At 67.9% G+C, this 23,714-nt stretch carries 21 protein-coding genes and 1 pseudogene; 15 read left to right on the top strand and 7 right to left on the bottom strand.

Going from position 1 to position 23,714, the window contains the following annotated elements; all coding sequences use genetic code 11:
* Nucleotides 1–285 precede the first annotated feature (285 nt).
* On the top strand, nt 286–639 hold the full coding sequence (locus ACIA8C_RS17770) for a hypothetical protein (RefSeq protein ID WP_397135827.1): 354 nt from the start codon (nt 286–288) through the stop codon (nt 637–639).
* A gap of 273 nt (nt 640–912) precedes the next feature.
* Here the strand turns inward: ACIA8C_RS17770 and ACIA8C_RS17765 are convergent, their stop codons facing one another.
* Nucleotides 913–2,577 carry an alkaline phosphatase D family protein gene (locus ACIA8C_RS17765; RefSeq protein ID WP_397136547.1) on the bottom strand — a complete coding sequence of 555 codons (1,665 nt, stop codon included), beginning with the start codon at nt 2,575–2,577 and terminating at the stop codon, nt 913–915.
* 918 nt (nt 2,578–3,495) lie between these two features.
* Between ACIA8C_RS17765 and ACIA8C_RS17760 the strand changes: the two genes are divergently transcribed.
* The 7 genes from ACIA8C_RS17760 to ACIA8C_RS17730 all read left to right on the top strand — a co-directional run bounded on the left by ACIA8C_RS17760 (nt 3,496) and on the right by ACIA8C_RS17730 (nt 12,039).
* On the top strand, nt 3,496–4,842 hold the full coding sequence (locus ACIA8C_RS17760) for a replication-associated recombination protein A (protein WP_397135825.1): 1,347 nt from the start codon (nt 3,496–3,498) through the stop codon (nt 4,840–4,842).
* 249 nt (nt 4,843–5,091) lie between these two features.
* Nucleotides 5,092–7,755, top strand: coding sequence for an alanine--tRNA ligase (gene alaS / locus ACIA8C_RS17755; RefSeq protein WP_397135823.1), 2,664 nt, complete (start codon nt 5,092–5,094; stop codon nt 7,753–7,755).
* A gap of 29 nt (nt 7,756–7,784) precedes the next feature.
* A complete protein-coding gene (gene ruvX, locus ACIA8C_RS17750) occupies nt 7,785–8,408 on the top strand; it encodes a Holliday junction resolvase RuvX (protein ID WP_397135821.1) in 624 nt (207 codons plus the stop codon).
* Nucleotides 8,405–9,940 carry an endolytic transglycosylase MltG gene (gene mltG / locus ACIA8C_RS17745; protein WP_397135819.1) on the top strand — a complete coding sequence of 512 codons (1,536 nt, stop codon included), beginning with the start codon at nt 8,405–8,407 and terminating at the stop codon, nt 9,938–9,940. Before ruvX ends, mltG begins: the two co-directional genes overlap by 4 nt.
* Nucleotides 9,930–10,745, top strand: coding sequence for a shikimate dehydrogenase (locus ACIA8C_RS17740; RefSeq protein WP_397135817.1), 816 nt, complete (start codon nt 9,930–9,932; stop codon nt 10,743–10,745). Before mltG ends, ACIA8C_RS17740 begins: the two co-directional genes overlap by 11 nt.
* Before the next feature lie 163 nt (nt 10,746–10,908).
* Complete coding sequence (locus tag ACIA8C_RS17735) at nt 10,909–11,367, top strand: B-4DMT family transporter (RefSeq protein WP_397135815.1); 459 nt, start codon at nt 10,909–10,911, stop codon at nt 11,365–11,367.
* A gap of 264 nt (nt 11,368–11,631) precedes the next feature.
* Nucleotides 11,632–12,039 (top strand): DUF6463 family protein, encoded by a 408-nt coding sequence (locus ACIA8C_RS17730; RefSeq protein ID WP_397135813.1) that lies wholly within the window; start codon nt 11,632–11,634, stop codon nt 12,037–12,039.
* 19 nt (nt 12,040–12,058) lie between these two features.
* Here ACIA8C_RS17730 and aroB read toward each other — a convergent pair whose 3' ends face one another.
* The 4 genes and pseudogenes from aroB to ACIA8C_RS17710 form a co-directional block, all read right to left on the bottom strand.
* On the bottom strand, nt 12,059–13,177 hold the full coding sequence (gene aroB / locus ACIA8C_RS17725; protein WP_397135811.1) for a 3-dehydroquinate synthase: 1,119 nt from the start codon (nt 13,175–13,177) through the stop codon (nt 12,059–12,061).
* A gap of 622 nt (nt 13,178–13,799) precedes the next feature.
* Nucleotides 13,800–14,318 (bottom strand): annotated as a pseudogene (locus ACIA8C_RS17720) (shikimate kinase); the annotation flags it as partial.
* Nucleotides 14,315–15,526, bottom strand: coding sequence for a chorismate synthase (gene aroC / locus ACIA8C_RS17715; protein WP_396991180.1), 1,212 nt, complete (start codon nt 15,524–15,526; stop codon nt 14,315–14,317). The pseudogene ACIA8C_RS17720 and the gene aroC, both read right to left, overlap by 4 nt.
* Nucleotides 15,527–15,858: 332 nt before the next feature.
* On the bottom strand, nt 15,859–16,326 hold the full coding sequence (locus ACIA8C_RS17710; RefSeq protein WP_397135809.1) for a prepilin peptidase: 468 nt from the start codon (nt 16,324–16,326) through the stop codon (nt 15,859–15,861).
* 233 nt (nt 16,327–16,559) lie between these two features.
* Here ACIA8C_RS17710 and ACIA8C_RS17705 point away from each other — a divergent pair, with 233 nt between their 5' ends.
* The 7 genes from ACIA8C_RS17705 (at nt 16,560) to ACIA8C_RS17675 (ending at nt 21,886) form a co-directional block, all read left to right on the top strand.
* Complete coding sequence (locus tag ACIA8C_RS17705; RefSeq protein ID WP_397135807.1) at nt 16,560–17,687, top strand: M24 family metallopeptidase; 1,128 nt, start codon at nt 16,560–16,562, stop codon at nt 17,685–17,687.
* Nucleotides 17,688–17,734: 47 nt separating this feature from the next.
* Nucleotides 17,735–18,298: an elongation factor P gene (efp, locus tag ACIA8C_RS17700; protein ID WP_397135805.1), complete on the top strand. Its 564-nt coding sequence runs from the start codon at nt 17,735–17,737 to the stop codon at nt 18,296–18,298.
* 31 nt (nt 18,299–18,329) lie between these two features.
* Nucleotides 18,330–18,836, top strand: a complete 507-nt coding sequence (gene nusB / locus ACIA8C_RS17695; protein WP_397135803.1) for a transcription antitermination factor NusB — start codon at nt 18,330–18,332, stop codon at nt 18,834–18,836.
* Complete coding sequence (locus ACIA8C_RS17690) at nt 18,833–19,096, top strand: YciI family protein (RefSeq protein ID WP_397135801.1); 264 nt, start codon at nt 18,833–18,835, stop codon at nt 19,094–19,096. The genes nusB and ACIA8C_RS17690 overlap by 4 nt, the downstream gene beginning before the upstream one ends.
* Nucleotides 19,097–19,452: 356 nt before the next feature.
* Nucleotides 19,453–20,343: a hypothetical protein gene (locus ACIA8C_RS17685; protein WP_397135799.1), complete on the top strand. Its 891-nt coding sequence runs from the start codon at nt 19,453–19,455 to the stop codon at nt 20,341–20,343.
* The gene (locus tag ACIA8C_RS17680; RefSeq protein ID WP_397135797.1) at nt 20,343–21,029 is read left to right on the top strand and encodes a hypothetical protein; all 687 of its coding nucleotides are present in this window, start codon (nt 20,343–20,345) and stop codon (nt 21,027–21,029) included. Before ACIA8C_RS17685 ends, ACIA8C_RS17680 begins: the two co-directional genes overlap by 1 nt.
* Nucleotides 21,011–21,886 (top strand): inositol monophosphatase family protein, encoded by an 876-nt coding sequence (locus tag ACIA8C_RS17675; protein WP_397135795.1) that lies wholly within the window; start codon nt 21,011–21,013, stop codon nt 21,884–21,886. The genes ACIA8C_RS17680 and ACIA8C_RS17675 overlap by 19 nt, the downstream gene beginning before the upstream one ends.
* A gap of 8 nt (nt 21,887–21,894) precedes the next feature.
* On the opposite strand, the gene ACIA8C_RS17670 is transcribed toward ACIA8C_RS17675, so the two are convergent.
* Complete coding sequence (locus ACIA8C_RS17670; protein ID WP_397135793.1) at nt 21,895–22,413, bottom strand: Clp protease N-terminal domain-containing protein; 519 nt, start codon at nt 22,411–22,413, stop codon at nt 21,895–21,897.
* A gap of 26 nt (nt 22,414–22,439) precedes the next feature.
* A complete protein-coding gene (locus tag ACIA8C_RS17665) occupies nt 22,440–23,714 on the bottom strand; it encodes an SLC13 family permease (RefSeq protein WP_397135791.1) in 1,275 nt (424 codons plus the stop codon).

Here is a 23,714-nt window from a genome sequence, read left to right as displayed (position 1 = left end):
GTTTGCGGTGAATAGATAATGCACAGAATCTGATTTCAGGTGAACTGTAGGTATTCAAGATGCGCTACCCGGCTCATCGGTTGCCGCTGGTAGTTCTGCGTTCAACTCGCCCGCCGCCGCACACCTTCTGATTTCCCGCACGCACTGACACGCATCCAAATGTCAGAAGGTGTGCCTTTGCGCCGGAAAATCACCAGCGCCCCTGTAATCGGGGGCCGGTACGCGGGTGCCGACCGCAGTACCCTGGGGTGTTCTAGACCACGGGGTTGGAGAGGGGTGGTCACGGTGAACACTGTGCTGCTGATAGTCATCGCGAGCGTCGTCTTCGCCGCCGTGCTGGCACTGCTGGTCATGCGGCGGCGGAAGCTTCGTCAAGCCGAGGACATCGACCCGCTGACGCGCGCCCGGCAGTCCGGCAGCGTGCTCAGCGCGCAGATCAGCAGCCCGCGAAGTCAGCGGCGGCGCAAGAAGGGGTCTGTGGGCGGCGGCGGATGGTCCGTGGGCAGTATCGGGCTGTTCGGCAGCGGCGGGGACGGGGGTCACCACGGTCACGGCGGCTGTAGTGGTGGCCACGGTGGCAGCTGCGGAGGTGGCGGTGGTTGCGGCGGCGGTGGTGGCGGTTGCGGGGGCGGATCGTAGCCACCCTTCCATCAGCTCAGGGGCCGCTGAGTTCGACTCGGATGCTTAGGGATCTCGTTGGCGCCGAGTATCAGTGGAGTGGCCGCCGACACCAGCCGGATTGCCGCAGTAGGCGGTCGTACCACCCGCCGTCCAGCGGCACCTGGTCGCACCTGTCCAGGTGATCGATGGAGCGGGTCACCCGACGCCAAGCGCGCTGCCGAAGATGCCGCGACGAAGGCCAACACCGCGGACGCGACTCGGGTCGGCTGGCTCGGCCGCCTCAACGCGCTCTCAGCTGACCGGCGCCGGGCGTGGCTCGAGTCGGCCGCCGGTTCGGACGGCGAGTGAATTGGCGTGACGCACACCGGAATTCGGGTCTGTCACGTCGACGAGGTAGAACCAGTCCATTTGGGTTTGGTCCGGGGTGACCTCGAGTATGCCGTAGCCGTGTGAATCGAGTTCGACGTAGCGCAGGTGGTGGTTGATGCCCCTGATCGACTCCGCGATCGGTGCCGAGTTCAGCTTCAGTAGATCGCCGACGCTGGTCGAGGTGATCGACGGGACGACGAATTCGGCGCCCGCGGTGGCACCGGCGGGATAGTTCGCGGCGTCGACGGGCAGGTCGGCGGCCCACGAGGAATGGATGTCGCCGGTCAGGAAGACCACGTCGGAGACCTGCTGCTCGGTGATCGCGCGGAACAACCGCTGCCGGTCGGCGGTGTATCCGTCCCACTGGTCGCCGTTCACGGTGAGGCCCGACTGCGGCACGCCGAGGGCGCTGGTGATCGCCGCGGTGGTGGCCGGTTCGAGCGGCGGGAAGACCAGCGGCGCGATCATCACCGAGTTGCCGACCAGCTTCCACCGCACCGGCGCGGAGGCCAATCCGGCGGTGAGCCAATCCATTTGGGCTTTCCCGGTGATGGTGCGGGCCGGGTTGTCCGCCGCGCGCCAGCCCGCGCCCGGCTTCGCCTCCTGATCGCGGTAGCTGCGCAGGTCCAGCATGGACAGTTCGGCCAGCGTGCCGAAGCGCAGCCTGCGGTAGATCTGCACATCCGCACCGGAACCGTTGGCGCGCACCGGCATCCACTCCAGGTACGCCTGCGCGGAGGCGGCGCGGCGATCCTGCCAGTCGCCCTGGGTGGCGGGGTCGTGGTTGTTCGCCCCGCCGGACCAAGTGTTGTCGGCGAACTCGTGATCGTCCCAGGTGCAGATGAACGGCTGGCGGGCATGCAAATCCAGCAGATCGGGGTCGGTCTTGTACTGCGCGTGGCGAATTCGATAGTCGGCCAGGCTGACGGTCTCGTTCGCCGGATCATGCGGGCGCACAGTGCCGTTGCGGCCACCGTACTTGCCGCGGCCGTACTCGTAGATGTAGTCGCCCAGGTGCACGATGGCGTCGAGGTCGGTGCGCGCGGCCAGGTGCCGGTAGGCGCCGAAGTACCCGGCCTCCCAGTTCGCGCAGGACACGATCCCGAAGCGGAGGCGCTCCGGTGCGTCGGAGATCGCGGGCGCGGTCCGGGTACGGCCGATCGCGGACGTTTCACCGAGCGCGGTAAAACGATAGAAGTAGCCAGTGCCCGGCGCGAGGCCGGCCACGTCGACCTTCACCGTATGGTCGGAAGACGCTGCGGCCGTGACGTTCCCAGACGCGACGAGCGTGCCGAACCGCTCGTCCTCGGCAACTTCCCAACGCACACTTGCCGATTCGCCCACGCCAGAACCGGGCATCGCATCGTCGGACACGGTCACCCTGGTCCAGAGGATGACACCGTTCGGCAGCGGGTCGCCGGACGCGACCCCATGCCGGAACACCACGCCCGCGGCCCGCGCGGGTGCGGCGGTCAGCAGCGTCGTCGCGGTGGCGACCGCGCTACCTTTCAGCAGCGTGCGCCGTGCGAACGGTCCGAACGGAGAATCTGAAACGACCACGTTTTCAGCCACGACTATTGATCCCATCCGATGTCCGGCCGCCACGCAAATCGGCTCGCCGGAGACCACCGATCCCCACCCGCGATCGAGCCGTGGATCGCCGGACCGGTATCGCACGCGACCGATCCTGGAAGTGTCTGTGGTCCAACGATTCCCGTCGGAGGGCTGACGTAGAGTGATGCCACCTCATTCCGAGGGGCGGTGGACATGGTCCACACACCGCGCCCAGGATGGAAGTGATGGGGGATGGCGAAACATCGCCGGGCAAAGAGCAAAGCCCCGGTCGACTACGGCATCATATTTGCAACAGCTGCCGTGGTCGCCGGGGCGCTCATGCTGGTCCGCTGGTTGAGGGGCTAGATGAACCCATCAGGTGGGCGTCGACTGGCATCGGCGTCCACCGCCCAGCATCACTTGCGTGACATCAGTAGTGTACAGAACGCGCTACCCGCGTGCACTGCACGCAGCTCCCGATGTCGGTCATGAACGGGACCTGCTGGCGGCCCGTGTGTTACCCGCCGAGCGGCAGCGCGTTGAGGTGCCCCGAGCCTGGTCGGTAGGCCCCGCTGCAAGCCGACGCCGATGCGCAGGCCGAGTACCGCCTGCATGAAGCCGAACACCCCCACAATGTCCCGCTGGGCCGCGAGGGTCAGCCGCGAGGTAGCGGCTGTCTGATCGGCCTGTGAAGTTCGCCTCGCAGCGACGCTGGCGCCGCGACCGCTGGTCGACAGCGCGATCTCGGATCGTCGAACGGGACATGGTGGCGGCTCTTGCGGTGTGTCACCGCCGCTATGTCCCTATCGCTGACTGCGTTGCAGCTTGCTCGGGGCGGGGGTGGGCAACGCGCTCGTCGACCGGGCGGGCGGGGGTTGGTGTGGGGAGGTCGACGGTCCCCGGGTACAGCGCGTTCGGGGTTGTCGGTGGGCGTCGGTAACGTTGCTTGGTGTGACCGATGGCCTGTTCGACGTACCCGGCGACGGCGTGCCCGCAGAGCACAGCATCGACAGTGTGGTGCGGCGGGATTCTGGCGCGCCGCTGGCGGTGCGGATGCGGCCTGCGTCGTTGGATGAGGTGGTCGGGCAGCAGCATTTGCTGGGGCCGGGGTCGCCGTTGCGGCGGTTGGTCGAGGGCTCGGGAGCCGCGTCGGTGTTGTTGTACGGACCGCCCGGTACCGGCAAGACGACGCTTGCTTCGTTGATCTCGCACTCGACGGGGCGGCGGTTCGAGGCGCTGTCGGCGCTGTCGGCGGGGGTGAAGGAGGTGCGCGCGGTCATCGATGTGGCGCGGCGCAGGCTGTCATCCGGCGAGCAGACCGTGCTGTTCATCGACGAGGTGCATCGGTTCTCCAAGACGCAGCAGGACGCGTTGCTCGCCGCGGTGGAAAACCGGATCGTGCTGCTGGTCGGCGCGACCACCGAGAATCCGTCGTTCTCCGTGGTGTCACCGCTGCTGTCCCGCTCGCTGGTGCTGCAACTGCAATCGCTCACCGAGGACGACATCCGTCAGGTGCTGCTGCGCGCGATCCACGATCAGCGCGGGCTGGACGACCAATACACTGTGTCCGACGAGGCACTGGACCACATCGTGCGGATCGCGGGCGGTGACGCGCGCCGCGCGCTCACCGCGTTGGAGGCCTCGGCGGAATCGTCGCTGGACGGCACGGTCGGCGTCGAGCTCGTCGAGGCCAGCGTGGACAAGGCCGCCGTCCGCTACGACCGGGCAGGCGACCAGCACTACGACGTGATCAGCGCGTTCATCAAATCCATCCGCGGCTCCGACGTCGACGCCTCGCTGCACTACCTGGCCAGGATGCTGACCGCGGGGGAGGACCCGCGCTTCATCGCACGCAGGCTGATGATCCATGCGAGCGAGGACATCGGGATGGCCGATCCCATGGCGCTGCAAACTGCCACCGCCGCCGCACAGGTGGTCCAGCTGGTCGGTCTTCCGGAAGCTCGTCTTGCGTTGGCGCAGGCCACCATTCATCTCGCGAGCGCCCCGAAATCAGGTGCCGTCATCGCCGCGCTAGGTGCCGCCATGGCCGACGTCGCCGCGGGCAAGGCAGGTGCGGTGCCACCACATCTGCGCGACGGTCACTATGCGGGCGCGGCCAAGCTCGGCAACGCTCAGGGCTACAAGTACCCGCACGACAACAAGGACGGCGTCCTCGCCCAGCAGTACCCGCCGGACCAGCTGGTCGGCGTGAACTACTACCAACCCACCGACCACGGCAACGAACGCGAGGTCGGCCCACGGGTGGACAAGTTGCGCCGGATCATCCGCGGAAAGTAGGGGCGTACCTCAGACGCCGCGAACGCAAGGACGGCTCGCGAAGAAACAGCCAACCTCGAATCGACTGTGAAGGTGGGCTTACCTCGGCATCCGCTCCCGCGCGTGCGCCCACTGAACGGACTACGCTGACTCCGCGCCCGCTGGATATCCGACCGACCGAGCGGGCAGGTCGCCGCAAGATAGCCCGGTGGCCCACACCACCCCACTCGATGAAAAACCACGTGCACCGCACCGGTAGGCTGGATATTCGTGCAGACCCACGAGATTCGACGGCGCTTCCTGGACCATTTCGTCCGTGCCGGGCATACCGAGGTACCGAGTGCCTCGTTGATCCTGGCCGACCCGAACCTGCTGTTCGTCAACGCAGGCATGGTCCAGTTCGTGCCGTTCTTCCTCGGTCAGCAGACACCCCCGTATGCGACCGCGACGAGCGTGCAGAAGTGCGTGCGCACCGGTGACATCGAGAACGTCGGCATCACCACCCGGCACAACACGTTCTTCCAGATGGCAGGCAACTTCAGCTTCGGCGACTACTTCAAGCGCGAGGCGATCACCTTCGCCTGGTCGCTGCTGACCAACAGCGTCGAGGACGGCGGCTACGGCTTCGATCCGCAGCGCCTCTGGGCCACCGTCTATCTCGATGACGATGAGGCCGAGCAGATCTGGCGCTCGATGGGCGTGCCCGCCGACCGCATCCAGCGCCGCGGCATGGCCGACAACTACTGGTCGATGGGCATCCCCGGCCCGTGTGGCCCGTGCTCGGAGATCTACTACGACCGCGGCCCCGATTACGGCATCGAGGGCGGTCCCGAGGCCGACGAGGATCGGTACATCGAGATCTGGAATCTCGTGTTCATGCAGAACGAGCGCGGCGCGGGCACCAGCAAGGACGACTTCGAGATCCTCGGCCCGCTGCCCAAGAAGAACATCGACACCGGCATGGGCGTGGAGCGCGTCGCGTTCCTGCTGCAGGGCGTCGACAACGTCTACGAGACCGATCTGCTGCGTCCGATCATCGACAAGGCCGAGGAGCTGACCGGCCGGTCCTACGGTGTCACGCACGAGGACGACGTGCGGTTCCGGGTGATCGCCGACCACGCGCGCACCGGCGCGATGCTGATCGCCGACGGCGTCAACCCGGGTAACGACGGCCGCGGCTACGTGCTGCGCCGCCTGCTGCGCCGGATCGTGCGATCGGCGCGCCTGCTCGGCGCGGAGAAGCCGGTGATGGGCGAGTTCATGAAGGTCGTCAGCGACCTGATGTCGCCGTCGTATCCGGAACTCGCCACCGATTTCCGGCGCATCGAGACGGTCGCGGTGGGCGAGGAGACGGCGTTCCTCAAGACGCTGAACACCGGCTCCACCCTGTTCGACAACACGGCCGCAGCGGTGAAGGCCAAGGGCAGCAACACGATTGCGGGTACGGACGCCTTCACGCTGCACGACACGTACGGCTTCCCGATCGATCTCACCCTGGAAATGGCCGCCGAGGCGGGCCTTTCGGTGGACGAGGACGGCTTCCGTTCGTTGATGGCCGAGCAGCGCAAGCGAGCCAAGGACGACGCGCAGGCCCGCAAGCACGCGCACGCCGACCTCACGGTGTACAAGGAACTGGTCGACCGCGGCGCCACCGAGTTCACCGGTTTCGACGAGCTGACCTCCGAGGCGCACGTGCTCGCGTTGATCGCCGATGGTGTGCGGGTTCCCGTCGCCACGGTCGGTCAGGACGTCGAGGTGATCCTGGATCGCAGCCCGCTCTACGCGGAGTCCGGTGGTCAGATCGCCGACCGCGGTTCGATCACCGCGAACGGGCTGAAGTTGCGCGTCAACGACGTGCAGAAGATCGCCAAGAAGGTGTGGGTGCACAAGTCCACCGTGGAACAGGGGCAGGTCACCGAGGGCGATGTCGTTCTCGCGCAAGCGGATCCGGCGTGGCGTCGCGGCGCAACCCAGGGGCACTCCGGCACGCACATGGTGCATGCCGCGCTGCGTCAGATCCTGGGCCCGAACGCGGTGCAGGCGGGTTCGTTGAACAAGCCGGGCTATCTGCGGTTCGACTTCAACTGGCAGGGCCAGCTTTCCGAGCAGCAGAAGTCCGAGATCGAGGCCGTGTCCAACGACGCGGTCAGCGCGGATTTCCCGGTGAACACCTTCGTCACCGACCTGCCCAAGGCCAAGGAAATGGGCGCGATGGCGCTGTTCGGCGAGAACTACGGCGACGAAGTGCGCGTGGTGGAGATCGGCGGCCCGTTCTCGATGGAGCTGTGTGGTGGCACGCACGTGCAGCATTCCTCGCAGATCGGCCCGATCACCGTGCTAGGCGAGTCCTCGGTCGGTTCCGGTATCCGTCGCGTCGAGGCCTTTGTCGGCCTGGACTCGTATAAGTACCTGGCCAAGGAGCGTGCGCTGCTGGCCGGTGTGGCGTCCTCGCTGAAGGTGCCCTCGGATGAGGTGCCCGCGCGAGTCGAGCAGTTGGTCGAGCGGCTCAAGGTTGCTGAGAAGGAACTCGAGCGCACCAAGATGGCCGCGGTGTTGTCTTCTGCGGGCAAGTTCGTCGAGGAGGCCGAGCGGATCGGGAGTGTGCTGTTGGTCGCCGTCGCCGCGCCCGAGGGTGTCCCGGCCGGCGATCTGCGGACGCTCGCCACCGATATCCGTGGCCGGTTCGGCACCCTGCCTGCCGTGGTGGTGCTGCTCGGCAATGCCGACGGCAAGGTGCCGTTCGTCGTGACCGTCAACAAGGGTGCCCAGGAGCTCGGTTTCAAGGCCGGTGATCTGGTCGGCGCCTTCGGCCCGAGCATCGCCGGACGTGGCGGCGGCAAGCCTGAGATGGCGCAGGGCGCCGGGTCTGATCCGTCGGGGATTCCCACCGGCCTTGCCGCGGTCCGCGCTCGGGTGGCCGAACTGGCCGGGTGATGGCGGACCCTGATAGTTCGAAGAGGTCGGTGTCGCGAGGCGCCGACCGGCTCCACTCCGACACCGATCCGGGTCGTGGCCGGGAGACGGCCGACCCTGATAGTTCCGAGAGGTCGGCGCCGCACGGCGCCGACCGGCCCCATCCCGACTCAGATCCCGGTCGCGGCAGGCGAATTGCCGTCGATGTCGGGAGTGTCCGTATCGGTGTCGCGTCCAGTGACCCCGATTGCGTCCTCGCCACGCCCGTCGAAACAGTGCCTCGTGCGAAGCCGAACAAGCGCTCGGTCGGCCCAGCACCCGATATCGCCAGAATTGCTGAAATTGTGCGGGAGTACGAGGCAGTCGAGGTAATCGTCGGTCTGCCACGAACATTGCGCGGGGAGAAGGGCACTGCCGCTACCATTGCCACCGCATTCGCCGAGCAGTTGCGGGCCGCCGTGTCGCCGGTACCTATACGACTTTCCGACGAACGGTTGACTACGGTGTCAGCTGCACGTGCATTGCGGGACAGTGGAGTTCGCGCGCGTGGCCAGCGGCAGGTGATCGATCAGGCGGCGGCCGTCTCGATCCTGCAAGGATGGTTGGACGAACGGAGTGCGGTGTTGAGGTCGGTTGAAGCGGTGCGTCATGCGTCGTCTGAGGACGACGCATGACGGATCGATGGGCGCGGGCCGAGGAACGGTTCCGACAGCGCGAAGCTGATCGGCGTTACCGGCGTGACGACCGAGCCTGGGGTGGGCAGAACAGCAGAGACAACCGGGGCAAGACGAACCGCGTGGTCGGCCGGGAGCAGGACGCTTGGGACGACTACGAGGACGACACGACGGTCATCCCGCGCTACACCGACGACATGGACGACCAGCCGCCGCCCGCCCCGGCGCCGCGGTCCAGGGAGCGGCGCGAGGCACCACGCCCGCGGGTCGGCCGCCGGGAACCGGTAGACGACGACGATGAGCCTCAAACGCGGCGCCGGTCGAAGAGCCCGCAGCGCAGCAGGCGCTCCAGGGCCGCCTCGCGCAAAGCCAAAGAGCGCAAGCGTCGTCGCCGCACCCTGTGGTTCGTCGCGGGTGTCTTCGTGCTGCTGTTCGCGGGTGCCGCGGTATTCGCGGGCATGAAGCTGATCAAGTCGCTCGGCAGCCCCGAGGACTACGCCACCGGCGGCCAGCCCGGTCCGCTGGTGGTGGTGCAAGTGCACGACGGGGACACCTCGCAGCAGATCGCGGCGACGATGAAGGAGCACGACGTCGTCGCCAGCACGGGCGCGTTCTTCGAAGCGGCTGTGCGGAATTCGAACATGAACTCGGTGCAGCCGGGCTTCTACGCGATCCCGAGCAAGATCCCGGCCGCGCAGGCGGTCACCGCGCTGCTCGGCAAGCAAGCCCGCGTCGGGAACCTGGTCATTCCCGAGGGACGGCTGCTGCACGATCAGTTCGAGGTAGGCGGCACCGGCAGGCGCACCGACGGCATCTACCGGATGATGGCGGCGGCCAGCTGCATCGGCACCGGCCCGACCCAGAAGTGTGCGACCTACGAACAGCTCGACGCAGCCGGTGCGAACGTCGATCTGGCCGCGCTCGGCGTGCCCGCCTGGGCCGCGCAGGGCGTCAAGGACTGCCCGGACCGGACCAGGCAGCTCGAGGGCCTGATCGCCGCGGGCACCTTGGATTTCGACCCGAGTGGCACGCCGGAGCAGATGCTGCGGCAGGTCGTCGCGCAGAGCGCCAAGATGTATGAATCCACCGGGTTGCCGCAGTCCGGCGGCGAGACCAAGCTGACGCCGTACCAGACGCTGGTCGCCGCGTCGCTCGTCGAACGCGAGGCCAAGCCGCAGGACATGGGCAAGGTCGCGCGGGTGATCGTGAACCGGCTGCGGGTACCGCAGATGCTGCAGTTCGACTCGACGGTGAACTACGCGCTCGACCGCACCGAGGTGCAGACCACCGACGCCGACCGCGCCGCGGAAACACCGTGGAACACCTACGCGAAAATCGGCCTGCCCGCGACGCCGATCGCCGCGCCGTCGCTGAACGCGTTGCGCGCCATGGAGAATCCGGAAGCCGGGTCGTGGTTGTACTTCGTGACCGTCGACAAACAGGGCACCACCCTGTTCACCGACGATTACAAGCAGCACCAGCGCTACATCCAGCAGGCGCAGGCGAGCGGAATCCTCGACAGTGGCCGCTGAACGTAAAGCGGCGGTGCTGGGTAAGCCCATAGCGCATTCCCGCTCGCCGCAGTTGCATCTGGCCGCGTATCGCGCGCTCGGGCTCGATTGGAGCTATGAGCGCATCGAATGCACGGGTGCGCAGCTGCCCGGTTTGGTCGACGGGCTCGGGCCGGAATGGGTCGGGCTGTCGGTGACCATGCCGGGCAAGGAGGCCGCGCTCGCGTACGCCGCCGAGCGCACCGAGCGGGCGGTGCTGGTCGGCTCGGCCAACACGCTCGTCCGGGGCGCGGGCGGCTGGCGGGCCGACTGCACCGATGTGGACGGCGTGCTCGGTGCGCTGCGCGGCGGCGGGGTCACCGATGTGGCCGAGGCCGTGGTGCTCGGCGCGGGCGGGACCGCGCGACCCGCGCTGCTCGCGTTGTCCGAACTCGGGGCGAAGACGGTGACCGTGATCGCCAGGGACGCCGGACGGGCAGGCAGTGCGCTGGATCTCGCGGAACGGCTCGGCATGAACGCGGCGGTGACCAGTTTCGACCCGGCCGCGCTCGCCGGACTCTGTGAGCGAGCGGGTGCCGTGGTCAGCACGATCCCGGCCGAGGCCGCCGCGGTGGTCGCGGACGCGGTCGCGACGGCCCCGGTGGTGCTCGACGCGATCTACAACCCTTGGCCGACACCGCTGGCCGAGGCGGTGTCGCGGGCGGGGCACACGGTGATCAGCGGTTTGCAGATGCTGCTGAACCAGGCGTATGGGCAAGTGGAACTGTTCACCGGCAGTCCGGCCCCGCGTGCCGAAATGGCGGCGGCGCTAGAGAATTCGGCCTGAGCCTGCTCTCCTGGGTGGCCCCGCGAACCTCGCGACCTGGCCGGGGCATTCGGTGTTCGCGCTGGTTGGCGATTCCGCCTGTCGCGGTGGTGGCGTCCCGCCGTCCAGAAACTGATACCGGTTCTAGTTTGGTTCGGCGATGCGCAGGGTTATGGTGGTGCGCATGAATGCTTGGGTGTTGCGGGCGGTCGTGCTCGGTGCGCTGGTCGTGCTGCTGCGTGCGGTGCTCGGGTTCGCGATGGTGAACTGGCCGACCCACGGGGTCTGGATGCGGGTGTTCTGCCTGATCGTGCTCGTGGCCGCAGTGCTGTACTGGGGTCTGCTGGACGGACGCAAGGATCGGTCGGCCCAGCCCGATCCGGAACGCGGCACCGACCTGACCCTGCTGTGGCTCAAGGCCGCGGCGGCGGGCGGACTCGGCGGCGGCCTCGGCGCCTGGATCATCGACTGGCTGCCCAAGTTCGACCTCGGCGACAACGGCATCCTCTTCGAACTCACCGCGGGCGCCGCCTTCATCGTCCTGCTGATCTTCATCCCCGCGCTCATCGGCGTCGGCATCGGCCGGATGCTCTCGGATCGCACCCACAACAAGCAGTCCACACCCGCGCACACCGCCGCCTGACGCACGCGAAACGGCGCACTCCGATTGTAGGGTGCGCCGTTTCTGCTGTCCGGGCGCGCCCTTGTCAGCGCACGGGCCGCCGGTATTATCTTGCTCAGCAATGTATTTCAGGGGGGCATTGTCATGGGCCGAACTGGCAGCCGCGGGCGGAGTGCGTCGTGCGCACGGACGGTAGCGGGAATGACCTCTGGATTCCGGCCGACCGAGCCCTCCGTACTGATCCGATAGCCACCGGGTCGGTGGCTGTGACAAGGGGGGATACACATGATCAAGTGGGCTGGCCGGCTCATCGTGTTCTTCGGAGCTGCGCACACGATAAGTGCCCTGACGGTGGAGCAGGCGTGGCGACACTTCGGGGCGTGGTTCAGTGGCGAACTGTGGGGCAACGACTTCGCCGAGATGAGTCCGGCCAACAGCGCGTGGTGGCTGTCGATGGACAGCTTCGGCATACCACTGATCCTGGTCGGCCTGATTGTGCTGTGGCTGGACCGCCGCGGGATCAGGCCTCCGCAGTTCATCGGGTGGACGCTGGGGATCTGGACCATTGTCGGTGCCGTCGTCCTGCTCCCGACGCCATGGCCGATCCCGCTGGTCGCGAGCATTCTGCTGCTGGTCGGAGCTCGACGTGCCGACCGAGCACCCCACTCCGGCGCAACACAGTCCGAGTTGTGACCGGAGCAGGGCGGGTCGACTACAGCAGGATGCCGGTACTCGGCGTGCCTTCGCGGAGGATCGCGGAGTAGGCCGCGGCGAGGAGGGTGGGATCGGGGCCCTCCAGGCGGCCGGGCTTGGCGAGGCCGTCCAACACGACGAAGCGCAGAACGCCCGAACGAGTTTTCTTGTCCGTCTGCATGGTTTCGAGGAGTTGGGGGAGGGCGTCGGCGTCGTAGGTGGTCGGCAGGCCGACGCTTTCCAGGACGGCGCGGTGCCGGTCGGCGGTGGCATCGTCGAGACGGCCTGCGAGGCGGCCGAGTTCGGCGGCGAAGACGAGGCCGACGGAGACGGCGGCGCCGTGCCGCCAGCGGTAGCGCTCGCGGCGCTCGATGGCGTGGCCGAGGGTGTGACCGTAGTTGAGGATCTCGCGGAGGCTGGCCTCCTTGAGGTCGGCGGCGACCACATCGGCCTTCACCTGGATCGCGCGCCGGATCAGCTCGGGCAGCACCTCGCCGGTGGGGTCGAGGGCGGCTGCTGGGTCGCGCTCCACCAGGTCGAGGATGACCGGGTCGGCGATGAAACCGGCCTTGATGATCTCGGCCATGCCCGCGACGATCTCGTTGCGCGGCACCGTTTCCAGCGTGACCAGGTCGACGAGCACGGCGGCGGGCTCGTGGAAGCAGCCGACCAGATTCTTGCCCGCCTCGGTGTTGATGCCGGTCTTGCCGCCGACGGCCGCGTCGACCATGGCCAGCAGCGTGGTCGGCACGTGCACGATCTGGACGCCGCGCATCCAGGTGGCGGCCACGAAACCGGCCAGGTCGGTGGCGGCGCCACCACCGAGGCTCACCACGACATCGTTGCGGGTCAAGCCGATTCGGCCGAGCACCTCCCAGCAGAAGCCTGCGACGGCGAGTTCCTTGCCGGCCTCGGCGTCCGGGATTTCGATGCGGTGCGCGTCGATGCCGGTGTCGGCCAATGCCTTCCGCACCGCCTCGGCGGTCTCGGCGAGCGGCGGTTGATGGAAGATCGCCACCGTCCGCACGCCCTTCGTCGCGCCGCTGACGGCCTCGACGAGCTCACCGAGCAAGCCGCGGCCGATGATCACCGGATACGGATCGGCGGTACGAACTTCCAGACGATTCGGCTCGGTCACGACCGCGCCTCGCGGACGCTCGGCTCCGTCGCGCCAGCCGGTGCTGTGGTTGTCTCGCTACGCTCGCTCACGTCTGCTCCGATTCTGTTGATGCTTCTTGGCGTTTGCGGGCCCGCACGCGTGCGCGCCTGGCCCTGGCCCGCCTGGCTCGGCCGCTGGATCGCGAACTCTTGCTTGGTTCTTCCGCGCCGTCCGACTCGGCTGGTGTGTCGGTATCGCCCGGTGCGGCCGTGCGACGAGCGCGCCAGCTTCGCCCGGTCGAGCTCGCGCCGTCCGTGGACTTCGCCGTTCCGCCGGTCGTGGGCTCTCCGGCTGCCGAGCCGTCCGCCGCCGCGGTCTCGCCGGGCTGGGCGACCGCCTCGGCGCGACGCGTGCGCCAGCCGCGGCCACCCGTGTTCGCGGTGGCCTTACCTGTCGGGACCGCCTCGCCCGCCGCTTCCGCGGCTTCCCGCGCGGCCGCCGCTCGACGAGCGGCGGCACGTGCCCGCGCCCGACGCCGGGCCCGAGATCGGCTGCTGCCCTGCGGTGTTCCGGTGTTCTCGGTGGTCGTTGCCTGCGCAGTCGCGGGCAGGTCCGTGCAGTCGGCGCCCGTCCCGTTGCCAGGGTCGGCGGGTTCGACGCCGAGCTTAGCCAAGACCATTTTGACGACGCGGCCAGGGCTGCGACCGTCGGTGCGCACCCGGATCGAGGCGACCTCGCGGTAGAGCGGGCGGCGCAGGCGCATCAGCTCGCGGTACTTGGCGGCCGGGTCGGCGCCGTTGAGCAGCGGCCGGTTGGTGCTGGCCCCGGTGCGGCGGAGTCCTTCGCCCACACTGATTTCCAGGTAGACGACGGTGCGGTTGCGCAGCAGCGCCCTGGTGTCCGCGGACAGCACGGCGCCGCCGCCGAGCGAGACGACGCCGCGCTCGGCGAGGATCGCGCGGCGCACCACCCGCTCCTCGATCTTGCGGAATTCGGGTTCGCCGTCGGCGGCGAAGATTTCGGGAATGGTGCGACCGGTCTCGCGCTCGATGCCCGCGTCGGTGTCGTACAGCTCGACGCCGAGTTCCTTGGCGAGCTTGCGGCCGATCGTCGTTTTCCCCGCGCCCGGCGGTCCGACCAGCACCACGCGCGGCGCGCGCGGATCGGTCTGCACGATCATGGCGTGCTGGTGTCAGCGGTCGCGTTGTGCGGGCGGTCGCTGATCCGCTTGACGTAGCTGGTGATGTTCTCCAGGGTCTCGCCGAGCGAGTCGCCACCGAACTTCTCCAGCGCGGCCTGCGCGACGACCAGAGCGACCATCGATTCGGCGACCACGCCCGCGGCGGGCACGGCACACACGTCCGAGCGCTGGTGGATGGCGACGGCTTCCTCGCCGGTGGTCATGTCGACGGTCGCCAGCGCCCGCGGCACCGTCGAGATCGGCTTCATCGCGGCGCGCACGCGCAGCGCCTCGCCGTTGGTCATGCCACCCTCCAGGCCGCCTGCCCGGTTGGTGGAACGCAGCACGCCGTCGGTGCCTGGCTTCATCTCGTCGTGCGCCTGGCTGCCGCGCCGGCGCGCGGTCTCGAAACCGTCGCCGACCTCGACACCCTTGATGGCCTGAATGCCCATGAGCGCGCCGGCGAGCCGCGAATCGAGCCGGTTCTCGCCGCTGGTGAACGAGCCGAGCCCGACCGGAAGGCCGTCGATGACCACCTCGACGACGCCGCCGAGGGTGTCGCCGTCCTTCTTGGCGGCCTCGATCTCGGCGATCATCGCGGCCTCGGCGTCCTTGTCGAACGAGCGCACCGGGCTCTCATCGATGGCGGCGAGGTCGCCGGCGGTCGGTACCACACCGGTGGTGTTCTGCGCGGTGCCGATCGAGACGACATGCGAGATCACCTCGACGCCGAACGCCTGCCGCAGAAAGTTCCGTGCCACGGTGCCCGCCGCGACCCGCGCCGCGGTCTCCCTGGCGCTGGCCCGCTCGAGCACGTTGCGGGCGTCGTCGAAGCCGTACTTGAGCATGCCGGAGTAGTCGGCGTGCCCGGGGCGCGGCCGGGTGAGCGGGGCGTTGCGGGCCAGTTCGGCGAGCTCGTCCGGATCGACCGGGTCGGCGGACATGACCGTCGTCCACTTCGGCCACTCGGAGTTGGCGATCTCGATGGCGACCGGACCGCCCATGGTGCGGCCATGCCGGACACCGCCGACGACGGTCACCTTGTCGGCCTCGAACTTCATCCTGGCGCCGCGGCCGTACCCTAGCCTGCGGCGCGCCAACTGCGCGGAGATCTCGTCGGACGTGACCTCGACACCGGCCACCATCCCCTCGAGGATGGTGACGAGAGCGGGACCGTGGGATTCTCCGGCAGTTATCCAGCGCAACACGCCGTCCATCTTCCCATGTCGGCGCGGCTGCTCAGCCACTCGGCCCGCAGTGATCGCTGGCACGTTCGGCACACCCGTGTTCGACCCGCGCGCTGCCGATCCCGCTCCGCGAGCCGCGGGTGCCAGGCGGTGGTGGTGGAATCCGCGCCTCATCAGGCATTCGATGACCAGTGCGCATACCGTCACCAGACGCATGGCAGACCCACGCGGTATCCCGATACGGCGGGGAGCATCGGGCAAGTCGGTCGGCCTCGGATTCGATGCAGGCAGGCGGGTGGGTGGGTCCGTGCGGTGCGGATATTCGGCGGGCGGTCGCATTCGATTCGGCCCGATCATCCGGCACTCGCGGTGACCAGCGCGCATATCGTCGCCAGGCACATGGCAGGTCCATGCGGTATCGCGGTTCGGCGGGGCGCGTCGGGCAAGTCGGTAGGTGCTCGGATTCGACGCAGTCCGAGCACGGCAACTCCGGCGCACGCGGTGAGCAACGGCGCGGCGAGTGCCGCCCACACCCACGCCTGTCCGCCACCCAGTGCCGCCGCCGCGCCCAACCCGACGGCAAGCTTCACATCTCCGGCACCGAAGGCCGCTGGAAGGACCAGGTGCACCAGCAGATATGGCACCGCGAGTAGTACGGCACCCAGTAACGCGGCTGTGTATTGAGCTGTGGACAGTGCGTACGCGAACACCGCGACAGCACCCCCTCCGGTCAGCGGATTCGGCAGTCGCCGCTGCCGAAAATCGATGACGCTCAACACAACACACCACGCGAGGAGGGCGGCGAAGGCAACAATCGGCATGCCGTCCACCCTTGTCCGATCGTGGCGCGAGACAACCCCGCTTCACCGGAATGTGGATAGCTTTCCAACATGTGAATAACCGCTCTCCGCGTGCCGTCCGGTACGGAAATCCGCCAGTGCCAACGACATTCCGCGATCGTCACCAAGATCGCCAGCAGCAGGTCAGCGCAGTGGCGGCGGCCGGTACACGTGTTGCATGCGGAGATACGGCGTGTCGGCGGTAGCTTTGAACCATGTGTGCTGATCACGCGGGCCATAGGCCGGACTACGCCGCGCGGCGTGGCGCGCTGCGGAGTCTGCTGGTGGAAAACGGGGTAGACGCCTTGCTGGTCACCGACCTGGTGAACCTCAGGTACTTGACCGGGTTCACCGGATCCAACGCGGCGCTACTCGTGCATTCCTGGGACATGCGCAACGCCGAGGAACGCACGGTCATCGGCACCGACGGCCGCTACCTGACCCAGGTCGCCGAGCAGGTCCCCGACCTGCGGGCCGAGATCGCCAGGGCCACCGCCCGCCGGATCGTCGAGCTGGCCGGGGAATGGCAGCTCGGCCGGATCGGCTACGAGAGCCACATCGTCACCGTCGACCAGCACCGCGGCTTCGTCGAGCAGTGCACCGGCCTGGAGTTCGTCGCCACCCCCGGCCTGGTCGAGCAGCTGCGCATGGTCAAGGACGCCTACGAGGTCGCCCAGCTCAGGGCGGCTTGCACGGCGGGCGACAATGGACTCGCCACGCTGCTCGAACGCGGCCTGCTGCGGCCGGGCCGCACCGAAAAGCAGGTGGCCAGGGACCTGGAATGGGCCATGTTCGAGCACGGCGCCGACGCGGTGTCGTTCGAGACCATCGTGGCCGCGGGCGTGAATTCGGCTGTCCCGCATCACCGGCCGACCGATGCCGTGCTCGCCGCGGGCGATTTCGTCAAGCTCGACTTCGGCGCGATGATTGGCGGCTACCACTCGGACATGACCCGCACCCTCGTGCTCGGCCCGCCGAGCGACTGGCAACGCGAGGTGTACGCGCTGGTCGAGGCCTCGCAGCGGGCCGGGTGCGCGGCGCTGCGGCCCGGTGTCAAGGTCGACGAGGTGGACGCGGCGTCGCGCTCGGTGATCGAGGCGGCCGGACACGGCAAGCTGTTCGTGCACGGCCTCGGGCACGGGGTGGGACTGCAGATCCACGAAGCGCCGGGCATCGCCAAAAACGGAACCGGTACACTTCTTGCTGGCGTGGCGGTGACCGTCGAACCCGGTGTGTACTTTCCCGGCCGCGGCGGGGTCCGGATCGAGGACACGCTCGTGGTGCGCGAAGGGGGCCCGGAGTTGCTCACCAACACCAGCAAAGACCTGACCGTCGTCGAATGACGTCGGTTGACCAACATGTTGTTTACGAACTAGGAGATCCGAGGACAGTGGCGGACACCAGCGACTTCAAGAACGGCCTTGTGCTGAAGATCGACGGTCAGCTTCAGCAGATCATCGAATTCCAGCACGTCAAGCCGGGCAAGGGTCCCGCGTTCGTGCGGACCAAGCTGAAGAACGTGCTGTCCGGCAAGGTCGTCGACAAGACGTTCAACGCGGGCGTCAAGGTGGAGACCGCGACCGTCGACCGTCGCGACATGACCTACCTGTACCACGACGGCTCGGATTACGTCTTCATGGACGGCGACACCTTCGACCAGATCTCCATCTCCGAGCAGACCATCGGCCCGGGCGCCCGCTTCCTGCTGGAGAACATGACCGTGCAGGTCGCCACGCACGAGGGCGCGCCGCTGTACGTCGAGCTCCCGGTCACGGTCGAGCTCCAGGTCCAGCACACCGACATCGGCCTGCAGGGCGACCGCTCCACCGGCGGCACCAAGCCCGCCACCCTGGAGACCGGCGCCGAGGTGCAGGTCCCGCTGTTCATCAACACCGGCGACAAGCTGCGCATCGATTCGCGTGACGGCAGCTACCTCGGCCGAGTCAACGCCTGATCGCCCTGCCTCGACTGAGATAATGGTGACTGTGGCTGACCAGCCGGTAGACAAGAAGTCCTTCAAGAAGCTCGGCACGCGGCACAAAGCCCGCCGCCGGGCCGTCGATCTGCTCTTCGAGGCGGAGGCACGCGACGTCGACCCGGCCGACCTGCTCGACGAGCGGGTCGAACTGGCCGCCCGCGATCAGGCGGTCGCGCCGGTGCACGCCTACACGCACACGCTGGTCGAGGGCGTCGCCGACGACCTGGACCGGGTGGACGGCACCATCGAGTCCTACCTCAAGGACTGGGAGCTGTCCCGGCTGCCCGCCGTCGACCGCGCCATCCTGCGGATCGCGGTGTGGGAGTTGTTCCACGCCAACGACGTTCCGCCGGTCGTCGCGGTGGACGAGGCGGTGGAGCTGGCCAAGGAGCTGTCCACCGACGACTCCCCGTCGTTCGTGAACGGCGTGCTCGGCCAGGTCGTGCTGGTCGCGCCGCAGGTCCGCGCCGCGGCGGCGGCCACCCGCGCGGCGCGCCCGGAGGCCGACGCGTGAAGAAGTATCTGGTGATGGCGATGCGCACGCCGCGCTTCGACGCCGCCGTGCTCGGTCCGCACAAGGACTTCCTGAAGCAGCTGAGCGAGCGCGGTCACCTGGTGGAGAGCGCGCGCTTCACCGACGGCACCGGCGGGGCATACTTCATCGCCGCCGAAAACCTGGACGCCGCACGGGAACTCGCGTTCGCCGACCCGGTACACACCACCGGCTCCTCGAACGTCACCGTCTACGAGTGGGAACCGACCACCCCCAACTGAGCGAGGCACACGCACGCTTTCTGACTTCCGGCACCGAGATTCGCATGCGATTTCCGGTGCGGGAGATCAGGAACCGTGCGGCTGGTCGGCTCTGCGCGGCCGCCCTTGCGCTCCCGCCGGGGGTGTACGGGGACCGGCGGGAGCGGGATGCCGTGGCATCCGGGCATGCTGGCGTCGAATGGGTAGTTCGACGACCGGTTCCCATCGTGGTTCCTCAACCGCACTCGAGGTCAAGTCGAGTGCTTGTGGCCTGAATCACGCCCGCGAGCATTGCCGTTGGCGCGCACGACTTCTGGTTTCCTTCGCGTCGGAGGTCCGGCTCCCTCTATCCTGGGGGGAACAGAGGGGAGGGCTGCATGGCGCGGTTGCTGATCTGGTTGCGCAACAACGTCGACGGTGTCGTCGCGCTGGTACTCGCCGTGACCGTCGGTTTGCTCACGGTCATCGACGTGATCCCGGTCGACAACGTGAATGCGGCGATGCTGCTCGTCCTCGCGTTGCTCGCGACCACGCTGCTACGTGACCGGCACTTGTCGGCCAAGGCCATGCGTGACGCGAATTCGGTGCAGCTGCTGTCCGGTCCCGAGATCGGCCACGCACTCACCCTTGCTCGACGCGGTACCGAGCAGTGGATCTTCAAGGGCGGCACCGGAACTTACATCCGGGCGGTGACGCTGCGTGAGTGCGTGGAGAACGCGCGGCGCGAACAGCGCCCGCTGCGCATGCAGTTGGAGATTCTCGACCCGACCAGCGAAGTGCTGTGCAAGACCTATGCCCAGTACCGGTCCTCGCTCTCGCCCGAGGCCGATCGCACCGGCGAACTGTGGACCACCGAGCGCACCCGCAAGGAGGCGTTCGCTACCGTGCTGGCCGCCTGCTGGTATCGGCAGCGGTTCACGTTCCTGACCATCGACGTGGGTCTGTCGACGGTGATGACGACGTTCCGCTGGGACCTGTCGTCCAGCTGCGTCATTGTCACCCAGGACAATCCGAACACACCGGCGCTGATGTTCGAGCGGGACAAGCCGCATTACCGCGATTTCAACCGCGAACTGGTCGCCAGCTTCAAGCAGACCCGGCAGGTCGAGCTGAGCCGCAGCGAGGAACTGCCGCTGTCCGACGAGCCGACTGTCGACCAGGTGCGCAGCCTGTTCCAGCTGCTCTCGCTGGAACTTCCGGCCGCGTTCACCGATCGCGACGTCGCCGACATCGTGCGTCGCGCGCTCCAACCGAGGAACCCGTATTAGTGAACGAATATGCCCGCCTGCGCACGCTGATCGGCTCCGATAACACCGGGGCCGCGGTGCGGAGGTGGGCCCGTGCCGTGCTCGCGGGTGTCGTCGACGGTAGTTCTGAGCTGCGCGCGGTGCGACATCCGTTGGGCTTCTTGTGTTTTCCCGCCTGGCGCGGTGACGGACTCGGCATCTGCGTGCACGTCTGGACCGAGGGGGAGCGCGCCGACCCGACCACGTCCAAGATGCACGCGCACAGCTGGGACCTGCTCAGCACCGTGCTGTACGGCACCGTCGGCAACGAGATCATCGAAATCCTCAGCGCTCCCGCGTATCCCACCCATCGTCTGTTCGAGATCCAGAGCGCCGCGGACGGAGATCTGGTGCGCGCGACGCCACAACTGGTCACCTACCGCACCCGCTCCCGCGAGGATTTCCACACCGGCGAGGTGTATACGCTGCCACACGGTGCGTTCCACGTGTCCGACGTGCACGGCGACGCGGCTACCGTCGTCCTCGGCGAGGACAGCCGCGGCCGCCCCGATCTGTCGCTCGGCCTGCTCGCCACCACCGACCACTGGGTGCACCGAACGGTGTGCACCGCCAATGAAACCCGGCGCGCGGCGCACACCGTGCTCGCCCATCTGCGGGATCAACCCCTGCCGAAGCGACTGGAGAACCGATGCGAGCGGGCGACGTGATGAACCAGGTGCTGCCGGACACGCTGCTCGACCGCGCGGCCGGTGTCGCCGCCGCGGCCGCCGTCGAAGCGGGGCACGCGATCCGCGCCGGGCTGCTCGAGGCGCTGACCATCACCACCAAGGATCCCACCGGCGACGTGGTCACCGACCTGGACTTCCTGGCCGAAGACATCATTCTGCGCCACATTCGCGCCGCCTTCCCCCGCCACCGCATCCTCGCCGAGGAGTCCGGCGTCCTCGACAGCGCCGACGACGCCTGGTGCTGGGTCATCGACCCGCTCGACGGCACCAACAACATCGCCATCGGCCTGCCGGTCTGCACCGTTGGTATCGCGCTGTGTCACAACGGAACACCGATCCTCGGCGTCGTGCACGAACCAATCGCAGGCCGCACCTGGACCGCCATCCGCGGCCGCGGCGCGCACGGCCCGAGCGGCCCGCTGTGGCACCCGGCGCACCGCCCCGCCGCCTCCGCCCCCGTCCTCGCGTGGCTGCAGGGCTACCCGGTCGCCCGCGCCGATCCCACCGCCCGCGCCCTGCGCCTGACCCTGGAATCGGCCTCCCGCCGCCTGATCCAACTCTGGTCACCGTTGCTGTGCTGGGTCATGCTGAGCAACGGCGACATCGACGGTTTCGTCGGCTACCGAGCGGGCCTCATCGATCTTCCCGCGGGCGCCCTGCTCGCCCGCGAAGCGGGCATGCACATCACCGACTTCCACGGCACCACCCTCGACGAGCGCCTCGAATTACCGACCGGCGAAATAGATTTCATCGCGGGCAGTGCCGAAATGATGTCCGATCTCACCCTCTTGGTGAAATCCGCCGCGGAGGTGACCGTCACCGGCCTGCCCGGCTGATCGCGGAGTCACTGCGACGGAGGTTTATGCCCGCCGGTGAAATTCTCAGTGCTGCTGACCATCTCGTGCAGGTACTCCTGCAACGTCTGGGCGATGTTGTCCGGATCCAGGCCCAGCTTGCGTAGGTGCTGGGTGGGTACCGCGTCGGGGTCGGCGAGGATGGCAAGCATCAGGTGTTCGACGCCGACGTAGTCGTGACCTTGGGCTTTGGCGATGTCGGGGGCCGTGTCGAGGACGCGGCGTAGGCGGGGTGTTCGGATGAGGCCGTCGTCGGGGCGCTGGTCGGTCAGGTGCTGGTCGATGTGGACGCGGTCGACCTCGCCGGCGGGGACGACGAGTACGTGTTCGTCGAATTCGCGGCCGCCGTGAAATTCTAAGCCCGCCACGGTGATTCGTGCTCCGGTAACCGAGTCGTAGAGGATATCGCCCGCCTCGATACCGCCGGAAGCCAGGCGGCCCGCGACCATTATTACGCCGCGTCCGCTGATATCGAACACATTGGTCACCGTGAAGTCGACTTTGTCCATTGTTGATTCCCCCTCCGAAACTGCTTTTATCCGATGATAAGCAGTGCCGCGACGGCGCCGGTAGTGCCGATTACGGCGAGTCCGAGACCGGTGAGTACGAAGCGGAGCATGGGGACGCGAACGTGGTGGGTGCGGCAGAACTCCAGGCAGAGCAGGGTGGCGAGGGAGGCCCACGGGGTGACGATCGGGCCGATATTGGTGCCGATGAGCAAGGCAAGTAGTTGGTTGTGGTTCTCGGGCGGCACGACGGCCTCACCCGCGGTGTAGGCGGGCAGATTGTTGGCGATGTTCGAGAGGGTCGCGCCCGCGCCCGCCGCGCGGAAGGCGCCCGCCGCACCGGAGTCGGATCCGATCAACGTATGCATCAAATCGGAAAGCCCGAGCCGGCCGAGGGTGGGCACCACCAGAAATAGGCCGACGACGAAAACCAGTAGCCGCCAGGGAATCAGCGAGAACCGCAGCGACGCACGGTCGAACACCGCGAAGGCGATGACCGCGATGGCGGCGGCAATGGTCGCGGCGACACCGATGCTGTTGCCGACGAAGGGAATTGCGAGGATGAAGAGCAGGCAGGCCCCCGCCGTCGTATACAGCAGCACGCGTTCTTTCGCGTTCTGCGGACGGATCGGCTCGGGCGGCAGGTAGCGGTCGGTATCGCGGCGTCCACGCCGCCAATACCAGAGCCACAGGCACAGCATTGTCGCGGTGACCGAAACGAGCTGGGGCGCCCACATTTTCGCGGCGAATCCGGTCGCCGTCAGCGCGACCCGGTCGGCGGCAAGCAGATTGGTGAGGTTGGAGACCGGGAGCAGCAGGCTGGCGGTATTGGCGAGCCAGACGGTGGTCATGGCCAGCGGCAGCGGCGGGATGCGCGCTGGCACGGCGAGCGCGAGCATGACCGGGGTGATCAGCACGGCCGTGGTGTCGAGGTTCAACAGGATCGTGGTGGCCGACGCGAACAGCACACACAGCACGAACAGCGCCGGATAGTACCCGCGTCCGAGGATGGCGAGCCGGTGCGCGATCACGTCGAACACCTTGGCCTGACGGGTGAGCTCGGCCAGCACGATCACGCTGCCGAGGAACAGCAGCAACGGGCCGATGCGGCGCATGTTGTCGGCGGCCTCGTCCCTGGGCAGCAGCCCGGTGAGCACGCACAGCAGTCCGGCGAGCAGCAGCCCGATCCGGACCAAGTCCAGCACGCTCAGGCCCCAGCGCGGGCGCCGCACCGCCGCCGTGGCGTTCCGTTCGGAGGAGTCGACCTGTTCGGGCACGCCTGCCATGTTATTGGCCTCGGTCAT

Origin of the sequence: Nocardia sp. NPDC051321 (genome assembly GCF_044455225.1) — a bacterium.
GTDB lineage: Bacteria > Actinomycetota > Actinomycetes > Mycobacteriales > Mycobacteriaceae > Nocardia.
This window is presented reverse-complemented; position numbering and strand designations above follow the sequence as displayed.

Excerpts from the sequence above, each read along its gene's own strand:
- ACIA8C_RS17765 (WP_397136547.1), bottom strand. The coding sequence starts at position 2,577 with ATGGGATCAATAGTCGTGGCTGAAAACGTGGTCGTTTCAGATTCTCCG.
- mltG (WP_397135819.1), top strand. The coding sequence starts at position 8,405 with ATGACGGATCGATGGGCGCGGGCCGAGGAACGGTTCCGACAGCGCGAA.
- ACIA8C_RS17735 (WP_397135815.1), top strand. The coding sequence starts at position 10,909 with ATGAATGCTTGGGTGTTGCGGGCGGTCGTGCTCGGTGCGCTGGTCGTG.
- ACIA8C_RS17730 (WP_397135813.1), top strand. The coding sequence starts at position 11,632 with ATGATCAAGTGGGCTGGCCGGCTCATCGTGTTCTTCGGAGCTGCGCAC.
- ACIA8C_RS17710 (WP_397135809.1), bottom strand. The coding sequence starts at position 16,326 with ATGCCGATTGTTGCCTTCGCCGCCCTCCTCGCGTGGTGTGTTGTGTTG.
- ACIA8C_RS17705 (WP_397135807.1), top strand. The coding sequence starts at position 16,560 with ATGTGTGCTGATCACGCGGGCCATAGGCCGGACTACGCCGCGCGGCGT.
- ACIA8C_RS17685 (WP_397135799.1), top strand. The coding sequence starts at position 19,453 with ATGGCGCGGTTGCTGATCTGGTTGCGCAACAACGTCGACGGTGTCGTC.
- ACIA8C_RS17675 (WP_397135795.1), top strand. The coding sequence starts at position 21,011 with ATGCGAGCGGGCGACGTGATGAACCAGGTGCTGCCGGACACGCTGCTC.
- ACIA8C_RS17670 (WP_397135793.1), bottom strand. The coding sequence starts at position 22,413 with ATGGACAAAGTCGACTTCACGGTGACCAATGTGTTCGATATCAGCGGA.
- ACIA8C_RS17665 (WP_397135791.1), bottom strand. The coding sequence starts at position 23,714 with ATGACCGAGGCCAATAACATGGCAGGCGTGCCCGAACAGGTCGACTCC.